This window comes from Streptomyces albipurpureus (genome assembly GCF_023701525.1).
Taxonomy (GTDB): Bacteria; Actinomycetota; Actinomycetes; order Streptomycetales; family Streptomycetaceae; genus Streptomyces; species Streptomyces albipurpureus.
Genome location: NZ_JAMQAW010000002.1, coordinates 99,681 through 111,139, shown reverse-complemented (window position 1 = coordinate 111,139; position 11,459 = coordinate 99,681). Strand labels below are relative to the sequence as shown.

Here is an 11,459-nt window from a genome sequence, read left to right as displayed (position 1 = left end):
AGGACCTCCGTCCTCGACGCCGTGCGGGCGGCCAGGACCCTGGGCTACGCCGGGCGGCGCAGCACCACCAGGCTCCGGCCCACCAGCGGTACCCGTTCCCCGGCGGCGACCTCCGCACCCCCGGAGGGCAGCACCCCTTCAGCGCGGGCGGTGTCCACCACGATCCGCCAGCGGGCGCCGTGGTTGACGGGCACGGCGAAGTCCAGCTCCGCCGCGCTCGCGTTGAACATCAGCAGGAAGGAGTCGTCCCTGATGCGCTCGCCCCGCGGCCCGGGTTCGGAGATGGCATGCCCGTTGAGGAACACCGACAGGGCCCGGGCGTTCCTGGACTGCCAGTCCCGCTGGGTCATCTCCTCACCCTCAGGGGTGAACCAGGCGATATCGGTCAGCTCATCGTGGGTGCCCTCGACCGGACGGCCCTGGAAGAACCGTCTGCGCCGAAAGACCGGATGGTCCCGCCGCAGCCACACCATCGCCCGGGTGAAAGCCAGCAGTGACCCCTCGCCGTCGGCGTCATCGCTTCCCGGCTTCGGCCACGGCACCCAGGAGATCTCGTTGTCCTGGCAGTACGCGTTGTTGTTGCCGCCCTGGGTGCGCCCGAACTCATCGCCGTGGCTGAGCATCGGCACGCCCTGGGACAGCATCAGGGTGGCGATGAAGTTGCGCATCTGCCGCTCTCGTAGCTCCAGGACCTCCGGGTCCTCGCTCTCGCCCTCGACACCGCAGTTCCACGAGCGGTTGTCGTTCTCGCCGTCGCGGTTGGACTCGCCGTTCTCCGCGTTGTGCTTCTCGTCGTACGACACCAGATCGCGCAGGGTGAAGCCGTCATGGCAGGTGGCGAAGTTGATGGAGGCCAGCGGGCGCCGTCGGTCGCCCTGGTAGAGATCGGACGAGCCGGTGAGCCGGGAGGCGAACTCGGCCAGCGTCCTTGGCTCACCGCGCCACAGGTCGCGGACACAGTCGCGGTACTTGCCGTTCCACTCGGTCCACAGCGGGGGGAAGTTCCCCACCTGGTAGCCGCCCTCGCCCACGTCCCACGGTTCGGCGATCAGCTTCACCTGACTGACCACCGGGTCCTGCTGCACCAGATCGAAGAACGAGGAGAGCCGGTCCACCTCGTGGAACTGCCGGGCGAGGGTGGCGGCCAGGTCGAAGCGGAAACCGTCCACATGCATCTCGGTCACCCAGTACCGCAGCGAGTCCATGATCAGCTGGAGTACATGGGGGCTGCGCATCAGCAGCGAGTTCCCCGTACCGGTCGTGTCCGTGTAGAGGCGGCGGTCCTCCTTGTCGAGCCGGTAGTACGAGGCGTTGTCCAGACCCCGGAAGGAGAGGGTCGGACCCAGCTCGTTCCCCTCAGCCGTGTGGTTGTAGACGACATCGAGGATGACCTCGATCCCCGCCTGGTGGAGCGCTCGAACCGCCTGCTTGAACTCCAGCACCTGTTCGCCCCGGTCTCCCCAGGAGGCGTACGCATTGTGCGGGGCGAAGAAGCCGATGGTGTTGTAGCCCCAGTAGTTACGGAGTCCGGCGTTGACCAGCCGATGGTCGTGGATGAACTGGTGCACCGGCATCAATTCGAGCGTCGTCACGCCCAGTTCGGTCAGATGGGAGATCACCGCGGGATGTGCCAGTGCCGCGTAGGTTCCGCGTAGTTCCTGGGGGAGTTCCGGATGGAGCATGGTGAGGCCCTTCACATGGGCCTCGTAGATCACCGTGCGGTGGTACTCGGTGCGCGGGGAACGGTCGTCCCCCCAGTCGAAATAGGGATTGACCACGACCGAGGCCATGGTGTGCGGCGCCGAGTCCAGATCATTGCGGGACTCGGGACGGTCGAAGTGATAGCCGTACACCGACTCGTCCCAGTCGACACCGCCGCTCATCGCACGTGCGTACGGATCGAGCAGCAGCTTGGCCGAGTTGCAGCGGTGGCCGCGCTCCGGCGCGTACGGGCCGTGGACCCGGAAGCCGTACCGCTGCCCCGGCATCACCCCCGGTAGATACGCGTGCCGCACAAAGGCGTCGGTCTCCCGTAGCTCCACCGCCGTCTCGGACCCGTCGTCGTGCAGCAGACAGAGCTCGATGCGCCGCGCCGCCTCGGAGTACACCGCGAAATTGGTGCCGGCGCCGTCATAGGTGGCACCCAGGGGATATGCCTGTCCTGGCCAGACCTGCATGGATATGACCCTTCCGCGTCCGCTCCGGCAATGGTCGTTTGGATTCGGCCAAGCCTAAAAGGGATGCTTGGTCCGAAATTTCCCTGAAAGTATCGCTGGGCCACCCTCCCGAAGCGGCGGGCGACGCGGTTGCATCCACCGTCAACATCGGGTTCTCCGTCGTCGCCCATAGGAGGAGCGGGGTCGTACCGCTATGAATCAGCTCACTACGGCAGATCTCGCCAGTGAGAACCCGGGCACGGCACAAGGGAGTTGAGAAAGGAGCGAGTCCATCCGGCTGCACCCCGTCCCCTTTGGCGAGTAGTCTTCCTTGATCGTTGGGTGGGGACGGAAGGCGGTGCGTGGGTGAGCTCTGGAGGGCTGGAGCTACCCCCCGGTGACGCGAGTCATGAGGGGGGCTCCGCCGAGGTGCCGCCCGGTGCGGTCTCGCTCGCCAGGCCCATGGAGATCGGGGCCGAGCTGGAGTGGGACGCCGACGCCTGGAGCGAGGTCCGTACGCGCGCCCAGCGGGCGGGGCGGGCCTACATCTGGCTCAATCTGGTGGAACAGCGGCTGCGCGCCGTGGTGGCCGGGGTGCTGCGGCCCATCTACGAACCCGTACACGGCAGCGAGGACTGGGTGGTGGCCGCGGCAGGCCCCGCCGGACAGGAATGGGTGCAGCGCGCCGTCGCGGTACGGGAGATCTCGCGCCGCAAGGGATACCTCCTGGACCCCAACGACGACAACGTCCTCTCCTTTCTCACCCTGCCGCAGCTGCGTGAGCTGATGGTCCAGCACTGGCCCTGCTTCGAGCCGTACTTCGACGATCGGCGTGATGTGGAACTGGCGCTCGACGAGCTGGAGGTCGCGCGAAACGTCGTCTCGCGCAACCGCGCGCTCAACGAGGCGGTCCTCGCCCAGGCCGAGCGGGCATCGGCCCGACTGCTGGACATCCTCGGCAGCGGCGCGGCCGGAGTCCCCTCTGCCGACCGGCTCCCGGTGGACGCGGTCGAAGACCTGGTCGGAGACCGCTACGCCGATGTGGTCTCCGTCCATCCCGACCGGGTACGCCTCCAGCGTCAGCTCCCCGCCGAGGACCTCTTCGGCGGTGCCCGGCGCCTTGACGCCGTCGGCATCGGGCTGAACCTCCTCGTACAGAACTTCTCCGGCCGCAGACTGATCCGGCTCGCCGAGTCGGGCTGCCGGATCCGGCTCCTCTTCCTCAACCCCGCCAGCAGCGCGGTCAAGCGGCGCGAACGCGAGCTCGGCATCAGAAAGGGCGAGCTGAGCCGCACCGTCGAGATGAACATCCTCCATATGCGACGAGTGCGCTCCCGGCTGCGCGACCCCGGAGCCTTCGAGATCCAGGTCTTCGACGAGACCCCTCGCTTCACCGCCTACTTGGTGGACGGCGACGGACCGGACGGGGTGGCCGTGGTGCAGACATATCTTCGCAAGGCCCGCGGTATGGAGGCACCGGTGCTGGTCCTGCGGGGCGGCAGCCGCAGTGTGGTCAGACCCGGGGCCGAAGGGGAGCACGGTCTGTTCCAGACCTACCGCGAGGAGTTCGAGTCGGTATGGGCCGACTCGCGACCTGTCTCCTGAGCCACCGGGGGCGGGGCCCGTCGGCTGCGGTGAGACCGCTTCCACCCTCGGCGGGGGTCCTCGGGCCTACTCCCGGCAGCGTTGTCAGTGGCCCATGCCAAGGTGGGATTCCAGTGGGGGAGAGCACCACAGCACACAGGAGGGGGCCACGATGGCTTGGCATGGGGAACCGTTGGTCGGCTTCGATCTGGAGACGACGGGGACCGATCCGCTAGAGGCGCGGATCGTGACGGCGGCGGTCGTCCAGGTGGGGGAGCGCGATCCGCTGGAGCTGCGTTTCTGGCTCGCGGACCCCGGGGTCCACATTCCGGAGCAGGCTTCCGCTATCCATGGCATCAGTAGCGAGCGGGCGGCGACGGAGGGCCGTCCGGCGCCCGAAGTGGCGGATGAGATAGCGCGGACGCTCTGCGGCCACTGGCAGCGTGGCATCCCGGTGGTGGCGTACAACGCCGCATTCGACCTCACCCTGCTCGCCGCCGAGCTACGACGGCACGATCTGCCCTCGCTGAGCGATCGTTTGGACGGGCGGTCCATAGGCCCGGTGATAGACCCGTACACCATCGATCGCGCGGTGGACCGCTTCCGCAAGGGCAAACGAACGCTGCAAGCCGTCTCCGCCGAGTACGGGACACCGCTGGATGGCGCCCATGACGCCATAGCGGACGCGGTGGCCGCGGTGCGGGTGGCGAGGGCGCTGGCGCGGCGGCACCCACAGGTCGCGAAGCTCGATCCCGAGGAGCTGCATCAGCACCAGGTGCGTTGGTATGCCCAGTGGGCACAGGACTTCCAGGAGTTCCTACGCCGCAAGGGCACAGCAGACGCTTCGATCGATACGTCCTGGCCGCTACGGGACCTCACTCCGGCGACCAGATGACGGCCGCTCGGGTCCGGCCGCCGGTCTCCAGGCCCAGAAACCCACTGCCGGCGACCCTCCACCACACGGGCCCCACCGTCCAACGGCCCGTCTGCCGGGAGCACCGACCGATGGTCACACCGGAGCCTGGTTCACCGGTGTCGCCCTCGTTGGTTGTGGGTTGACTCTCCCCTGGTAGCTGGTTGTGGTGCCCTCCTCGGTGGCCCGATAGCGATCCAACGGGGAGAGGGTGCGGGTAGCGTTTCCTCCCACCGGGGAAGGGGAGGACGGATATGAGCAACGCCGAGCAGGTGGTCGACGCGTTCCTGGCGGCCTTTGACCGTCTGGACCCGGACGAGCTCGCGGGGTATTTCGCCGAGGACGGTGTCTACCACAGCATGCCCCTGGAACCGATCGTCGGACAGCAGCGCATCCGTGCCTACTTCGCGCAGTTCCTGGAGCGATTCACCTCCATGCGCTTCACCGTGCACCACCAGGCGGTGAGCCCCCGCGGCGATGTGATCTTCAACGAGCGCACCGACTCGGTGACACCGCGTACAGGCAAGGCCGTTGACATCCCGGTGGTGGGCGTCTTCGAGATCCGCGATGGACTCATCGTCGCCTGGCGGGACTACTTCGACCTCGCAGCGGTCCGCGACGCCCCCTAACGACCGTACGCCCGACACCGCACCCCGCATATCCAGCCTGGCCTTGGCCTGCGTGGCGGGGCATGGGTCGCGTTGTCCGCCGTATCGCCGAGGTCCGGTTGGCGGCGCTGTTCCCGGCATGGCACGGGTAGGCCGGTCGCTCTCGCGTCAGGTGCGCTCTGGGCCGTCCGTCGCTTGCTGGCGAGAGCAAGCACCAAAGCGTCGGGCCATGAGGCCTGCTCGATGCGTTGTCGTCCAGGATGCCGGAGGGCCGCCGGACGATCCTCGGTGCGGCGGCACGGCCCTTGGGGCAGCCGGTGTTCTCCACCCGTCGTACCTGCGGGCCACCACACATACCTGTCGGCCACCGCCCGCCCGGGCCGCTGTGCCGACCAGCCGAAGACATCGGCATCGGCCTCGACACCAGCGTCGGCATCGTCGACGTCGGTTGTGTCGAGCTGATGGGCGGCGTGGCCGCCGGCGTTGTCGGGCGACTGGGATGAACCAGTTGGACGGCCAGGCACGCGGGGATGCACCGCGTGGGGTGGATTGTCACCAGGCCGTTTGGGTGGGTCGTGCTCTTTCGGCCGAGGTGCCGCACACCACGATCTGGTTCCACCTGCGAATACGTAGATGGGTGGTTGCTCAGAACGACCGAAACGGACCTGAAGCCCTGGGACGCTCTTGTCGGCGGGCAGTACAACTGTGACCATTCGAACGCACGCTCTACGGCGGTCGGTGCGCGGGACGGATCCGATCGCCTGATCCGTTGGTTCTGTCCGAAACGCAACCAACTAGGAGTGCTTTCCCTATGATCAGATCGAGACTTCGTACGCTTCTGCTCGGTAGCGGCTCTGCGGCTGTGATGCTGGCCGCCGCGCTGGTTCCGACCACCGCGTCGGCCTCGGCACCCCCCTCCGAGCAATCCGCCGTAGGCAGCGGTGGTGTTGCGGCCACGGCCGATGTCGGGGCTGCCTCGGCGTTCTGGGCCTGCTCCGTTCCGGCCGGCTACATCTACATCAAGGCACAGAACACACTGAGCTGTGGAGGGTCAGGCTTCCGGACCCAGTATCTCGTTCAGCCGCCAGCGGACAGCATCTATGCCTGCTCGGTGCCTTCGGGTTACACCTACAGCAACGTACAGAACACTCTTGACTGCTCCGTGAGCGGCTTCCGCACCAAGTACCTGCTTCGCACACCCCAGTCGGGAATCTGGGCGTGCTCGGTGCCGCCCGGCTTCACCTACACCAACACCCAGAACACCCTTGACTGCTCCGTGAGTGGCTTCCGCACCAAGTACCTGCTGGGCTGATGAGGGTCAGTCCGGCTTCGGCTCACCAGCGGCCGAGCCACATCCCGGCTGGTGACGGCAGTGGGCTGCGCGAGGAAAGCGACCCCATGACCGCTGTCTGATGCGGCGTCCGACCGGGGCGCACACCTGCGGGTCTCCACCCCGATCCCGCCCGTCACCCGGGCGACGCCAAGAGCTCCTACGCGCCACACCGTCGCCCCGACTCAGGGTCCCCTGGCCCCTCTTCACAACGAGGCATCGCACAACGACTTCGCGCGTGCGGCGCCGCACCGTTCCAAGAAGGTGAGGCGACACTCGCGCGACGCCAGCGACAGGCCTTCCTTCCGTCCGGCCGACGCACGACGGCTCCCGACATCGCAGCGGGTCCGAACGGCGAGGCGCCGAACGCACCGGTGTGTCCAGAACCAACGACGACGCACCGGTGCGTCCAGTAACCGCACGGGAAACACCACGGGAAACGCCATGGGAACTCCAGGGGAGAAGAGCGGCTGTGGGTCAGGACCGCGGGGGCGGAGTCGTCCTGACCCACAGCCTGGACCCTGTCCGAGCTGACGCCGACAGGGAGTGAACAGCCCCGACGTCCGCGGCGGCACCGGACGGCCGCCTCTGGCCGTCGCCCCCTCCGTCGCCGGGCCCAAACGCTGTGCGCTTCACAGCCCCGGCGGCCAGACGCCGTTCCCCCTACGCGGCGAGTGGCGGCGCCTTGCGGCGCATCCCGTCCTTCGGCGAGAGGGTGAAGGCGAACGGGTGAAGGCGCCCCTGTCAGAACGGGTACCAGCGGACCTCCGGTTCGCCCTCGCGCAGCGACCGCACCCTTCGGCGGAACTCCTTCAGCGCCCTGGGATTGGTTGGGGCGTGCTGCGCCACCCAGGCACAGCTCGCAGTCTCCCGCGCTCCCCGCAACACCTCACACCCCGCCCATTCGCGCACATCCCAGCCGTACGCTTCGGTGAACCCCTCATACGCCCGCGCCGGCAGCCCATAGCGGTCCTTGGCCAGTGCCATCACCACCAGATCGTGCTCCCGGAGATCCAACGCGAAGGTCTCCAGGTCGAGCAGCACCGGACCGGTGGGTCCTACCTGAGCGTTGCGCGGCAGCGCGTCCCCGTGGATGGGCCCGCGCGGCAGATGGGGTGTGAGCGCCGCCGACGCCTCGGCGAAGCCATCCCTGCGCTGCCGCAGGAACTCCGCGTCCTCGGGGTCGATCGCCTCACCCGCCAGCCGCAACCATCGCTCCACACCGCCGAGGAGTTCGCGCGGCGGCAGTGCGAATCCCGGTGCGGGCAGCGCATGCACCCGCCGCAGCAGCCGGGCCAGATCCGCGGGCTCCGCGGGGCGCACCGCTTCCGGGAGACGGTGCCACACCGTCACCGGATGGCCATCGACCAACCGGGCCCCGGGCCAGGCGGGCCGTACCGCGGGCACTCCCGCCTCCGCCAACCACGCGCCCACTGCCGCCTCGCGCTCGGCGCGGCCCAGTAGTTCATCCGACCGGCCGACCTTGATGACCACATCGCCCGAGGCGAAGACCGCGTTCTCACCCATCGCCAACAGCGTGGCATCGGCGGCCGCCCCTGCCGCGGCCAGCACCTCCCGTGCCCGTGTCTCATCCATCGCCGTGCCTCTTCCACTCTGTTCCGCTGGTCACGTGTCCCACCAGCCACACCGGTTCTAACCCGCCAAAGTGTTGCATCCACGCTCTGGCCTCCTTGACGAAGCGTTGGGCGATCAGCACGATGACGGAAGCCGTTGTTCGGAATAGATCAGGATCAACCTCCCTAAAAACGTCAAAAGCGCTGAAGGAGTTGAATCTGTGACATCGGCGAGCACGGCCCCAAGGTCCAGGAAACATCTGGACCACGGGGCCTGGTTCCTGGTTCTCCCCGCCCTGATCCCGATCCTGGTACTCAGCGTGGGCCCACTGCTCTACGGAATCGCCCTCGCCTTCACCGACTCCCAGGCAGGCCGGACCGAGCCCACCGAATGGATCGGCACCCTCAACTTCCGCGACCTGATCCACGACACCCTCTTCTGGGACTCCTTCGGCATCGGACTGCTCTGGGCCGTCGGAGTGACCGTCCCGCAGTTCGTGCTGGCACTCGGTCTGGCCCTGCTCCTCGACCAGAGACTGCGACTGCGGTGGCTCGCTCGCGCCCTGGCCATCATTCCGTGGGCGATGCCCGAGGTGGTCGTCGGCATCATGTGGCGACTGGTCTACAACCCCGACGCGGGCATCCTCAACGAGACCATCCGCGATCTGGGCCTCGGAGACGGCCGTGACTGGCTGACCGGACTCGGTACCGCGCTCCCCGCCGTGATCATCGTCGGTATCTGGGCGGGTATGCCACAGACCGCGGTCGCCCTCCTGGCCGGCCTCCAGAACACCCCACACGAACTCCATGAGGCAGCCGCCCTCGATGGCGCAAACGCCTGGCGGCGGTTCTGGACGGTCACCTGGCCGGCCCTCAAGCCCATCGCACTGGCGATCAGCGCGCTCAATTTCATCTGGAACTTCAACGCGTTCGCCCTGGTCTATGTGCTCACCAACGGAGGCCCCGGTGGACGCACCCGACTGCCGATGCTCTTCGCCTACGAAGAGGCCTTCCGCTACGGCCAGTTCGGCTACGCGGCCGCCATGGGCTGTGTCATGGTCGCCGTCATCTCGGTGCTGCTCGCCGTCTATCTGGTGGGCCGGCTCAAGGGAGAGGAGGAGCGATGAACCGCACCAGCACGGTCGCCAGGGCGGGGCAGTACCTCGCACTGCTCGGCTATCTCGTCTTTCTGGCCTTCCCCTTTCTCTGGCTGATCTCCACCGCATTCAAGCCGGCCAGGGAACTGGGCTCACTGCACCCCACCTGGATTCCCCAGGACCCCACCCTGAGCAACTTCCGGCAGGCTTTTGCAGAACAGCCACTGCTCCAAGCCGCGGCCAACAGCCTGATCGCCGCCCTCTGCGCCGCCGTGATCGCCGTGGCCATCGCCACCCCGATGGCCTATGTCATGGCCCGTCATCGCAGCAGACTCTCCACCGCCGCCACCGGCTGGGTAGTGATCAGCCAGGCGTTCCCCTTTGTCCTGCTGATCATTCCGCTCTTTCTGGTGCTCAAGAATCTGGGATTGATCAACACACTGTCGGGGCTGGTCCTGGTCTATGTCGTCTGGTCGCTGCCCTTCGCGCTCTGGATGCTCGCCGGATACGTCAGGGCCGTACCGCGTGAATTGGAGGAGGCGGCGGCCGTCGACGGCGCTGGCCGACTCCGTACCCTGATCTCGGTCACCGCTCCACTGCTCGCACCCGGAATCGCCGCGACGGCCCTCTTCGCTTTCATCACCGCATGGAACGAGTTCTTCTTCGCGCTCGTCCTGCTCAAAACCCCGGAGAAACAGACCTTGCCGGTCGTGCTGACTCATTTCCTGGGCGCGGAGGGCGCTGCCGATCTGGGCCCGCTCGCCGCCGCGGCCTTTCTGGCGACCATCCCCTCATTGGTGGTCTTCGCGGTGATTCAGCGACGTATCACCGGTGGAATGCTGGCGGGGGCGGTGAAGTCCTGATGCGGGTACGGATTCTCGCACTCATCGCCATCCTGACGCTCCTGCTCGCCGGCTGCACGGGTGGGGAGGACAGCGGAAGCGCCTCGGGAAAGATCCGCCTTCGTTTCCAGTCGCTGGCCTGGCAGAAGGAGTCCGTCGACGCCAACAGGGAGCTGGTAAGGGAGTGGAATGCCCGCAACCCCGATGTTCAGGTCCAGTACGTCCAGGGCAGCTGGAACAGCGTCCACGACCAGTTGCTCACTTCATTTGAGGGCGGCGAAGCTCCGGACATCATCCATGACGCTTCCGATGATCTCGCTGACTTCGCCTACGGCGGCTATCTCGCCGACCTCAGTGGGCTACTACCCGAGCGGCTGCGGGCCGACATCCCCACCCCGAGTTGGGAGACGGTGACCTTCGGCAAGGGCGTCTACGGCGTCCCCTTCCTCCAGGAACCCCGGGTTCTGATCGCCAATCAAAAGATCCTGAAGGCGTCCGGCGTACGCATTCCCACCGCGGAGCGACCCTGGAGCTGGCCTGAGTTCCGTACGGTGGCCAAGAAGATCACCGCCGCTATGGGGCGAGGGAAGTACGCACTCGCCTGGCCGCTCAAGGAACCGGTGTCGGTCACCCTCAATCTGGGGCTGTCGGCCGGCGGCCAGCTCTTTCACCGCCGTGCCGACGGCAAGGTGAGGGTCGGGTTCACGGCGGCGGACGCGGTGGTGCCGGAAACCATTCACGACCAGGTCAACACGGACCGAACCGCCTCCCGCAGCACCTTGGGCATAGGAGGGTCGGACACCCTCCCGGGGCTCTTCGGCGGCAAGTACGCCATGGTCCCGCTCGGGTTCTCCTACCGCCAGCAGATCGTGCAGCAGGCTCCACCCGGCTTTGACTGGACCGTGCTGCCGGCTCCGGTGGGCGATGCGGGGGCCGTGCAGGGAGTGAGCCCGCAGACCTTGTCCATCGCCGAGGACAGCCCGCACAAGAGGGAGGCCATGCGGTTTGTCGACCATATGCTCCAGCCGCGCAATATGGTCCGGCTCGCCCGGGGCGACTGGATGCTCCCCACCGGCACGGCTGCGCTGGCGGACCCGTCCCTGCGGGTGCGGCGCGATGGCTGGGCCGTGGGGGTGGCACTCGCCCAGGGGCTTCGGTCGGCCCCCGCCCCATCGGTGCGGGGCTATCCGGAGTGGAAGGACAAGGTGGCCACCCCGGCGTACCAGGAGTTCTACAGCGGTGCCATCGACCTCGACGAGTTGGAGAAGCGGCTGGTCAAGGACGGGAATCTGGTACTGGCGAGATATCAGCGCTGAGCCTGGGGGCCAACTAGTTGCACGATACGTTCCGTCTCG

The 11,459-nt window shown here is 67.4% G+C and carries 10 protein-coding genes; 8 read left to right on the top strand and 2 right to left on the bottom strand.

Annotated features, from left to right (window positions below; genetic code table 11):
* Positions 1 to 44: 44 nt before the first annotated feature.
* Positions 45 to 2,177 (bottom strand): glycogen debranching protein GlgX, encoded by a 2,133-nt coding sequence (glgX, locus tag NBG84_RS01700; protein WP_250917399.1) that lies wholly within the window; start codon positions 2,175 to 2,177, stop codon positions 45 to 47.
* 345 nt (positions 2,178 to 2,522) lie between these two features.
* Here glgX and NBG84_RS01695 point away from each other — a divergent pair, with 345 nt between their 5' ends.
* The 5 genes from NBG84_RS01695 (at position 2,523) to NBG84_RS01675 (ending at position 6,573) form a co-directional block, all read left to right on the top strand.
* On the top strand, positions 2,523 to 3,761 hold the full coding sequence (locus tag NBG84_RS01695; protein WP_250917398.1) for an SAV2148 family HEPN domain-containing protein: 1,239 nt from the start codon (positions 2,523 to 2,525) through the stop codon (positions 3,759 to 3,761).
* Positions 3,762 to 3,912: 151 nt separating this feature from the next.
* Positions 3,913 to 4,635, top strand: coding sequence for a 3'-5' exonuclease (locus NBG84_RS01690; RefSeq protein WP_250917397.1), 723 nt, complete (start codon positions 3,913 to 3,915; stop codon positions 4,633 to 4,635).
* A gap of 272 nt (positions 4,636 to 4,907) precedes the next feature.
* Positions 4,908 to 5,282: a nuclear transport factor 2 family protein gene (locus tag NBG84_RS01685; RefSeq protein WP_250917396.1), complete on the top strand. Its 375-nt coding sequence runs from the start codon at positions 4,908 to 4,910 to the stop codon at positions 5,280 to 5,282.
* A 227-nt stretch (positions 5,283 to 5,509) separates the two neighbouring features.
* Complete coding sequence (locus tag NBG84_RS01680; RefSeq protein WP_250917395.1) at positions 5,510 to 5,764, top strand: hypothetical protein; 255 nt, start codon at positions 5,510 to 5,512, stop codon at positions 5,762 to 5,764.
* A gap of 308 nt (positions 5,765 to 6,072) precedes the next feature.
* A complete protein-coding gene (locus NBG84_RS01675) occupies positions 6,073 to 6,573 on the top strand; it encodes a hypothetical protein (protein WP_250917394.1) in 501 nt (166 codons plus the stop codon).
* Positions 6,574 to 7,335: 762 nt separating this feature from the next.
* Here NBG84_RS01675 and NBG84_RS01670 read toward each other — a convergent pair.
* Positions 7,336 to 8,187 carry a phosphotransferase enzyme family protein gene (locus NBG84_RS01670; RefSeq protein ID WP_250917393.1) on the bottom strand — a complete coding sequence of 284 codons (852 nt, stop codon included), beginning with the start codon at positions 8,185 to 8,187 and terminating at the stop codon, positions 7,336 to 7,338.
* A gap of 199 nt (positions 8,188 to 8,386) precedes the next feature.
* Here NBG84_RS01670 and NBG84_RS01665 point away from each other — a divergent pair, with 199 nt between their 5' ends.
* Genes NBG84_RS01665 through NBG84_RS01655 form a run of 3 tightly spaced genes read left to right on the top strand, consistent with a single transcriptional unit; the run spans position 8,387 to position 11,420 of the window.
* Positions 8,387 to 9,292: a carbohydrate ABC transporter permease gene (locus NBG84_RS01665; RefSeq protein WP_250917392.1), complete on the top strand. Its 906-nt coding sequence runs from the start codon at positions 8,387 to 8,389 to the stop codon at positions 9,290 to 9,292.
* Positions 9,289 to 10,125: a carbohydrate ABC transporter permease gene (locus NBG84_RS01660; RefSeq protein WP_250917391.1), complete on the top strand. Its 837-nt coding sequence runs from the start codon at positions 9,289 to 9,291 to the stop codon at positions 10,123 to 10,125. Before NBG84_RS01665 ends, NBG84_RS01660 begins: the two co-directional genes overlap by 4 nt.
* Positions 10,125 to 11,420: an ABC transporter substrate-binding protein gene (locus NBG84_RS01655; RefSeq protein ID WP_250917390.1), complete on the top strand. Its 1,296-nt coding sequence runs from the start codon at positions 10,125 to 10,127 to the stop codon at positions 11,418 to 11,420. Before NBG84_RS01660 ends, NBG84_RS01655 begins: the two co-directional genes overlap by 1 nt.
* Positions 11,421 to 11,459: the final 39 nt, after the last annotated feature.

Coding starts and splice junctions, on each gene's coding strand:
- NBG84_RS01655 (WP_250917390.1), top strand. CDS start 10,125: ATGCGGGTACGGATTCTCGCACTCATCGCCATCCTGACGCTCCTGCTC.
- NBG84_RS01685 (WP_250917396.1), top strand. CDS start 4,908: ATGAGCAACGCCGAGCAGGTGGTCGACGCGTTCCTGGCGGCCTTTGAC.
- NBG84_RS01660 (WP_250917391.1), top strand. CDS start 9,289: ATGAACCGCACCAGCACGGTCGCCAGGGCGGGGCAGTACCTCGCACTG.
- NBG84_RS01670 (WP_250917393.1), bottom strand. CDS start 8,187: ATGGATGAGACACGGGCACGGGAGGTGCTGGCCGCGGCAGGGGCGGCC.
- NBG84_RS01675 (WP_250917394.1), top strand. CDS start 6,073: ATGATCAGATCGAGACTTCGTACGCTTCTGCTCGGTAGCGGCTCTGCG.
- glgX (WP_250917399.1), bottom strand. CDS start 2,177: ATGCAGGTCTGGCCAGGACAGGCATATCCCCTGGGTGCCACCTATGAC.
- NBG84_RS01690 (WP_250917397.1), top strand. CDS start 3,913: ATGGCTTGGCATGGGGAACCGTTGGTCGGCTTCGATCTGGAGACGACG.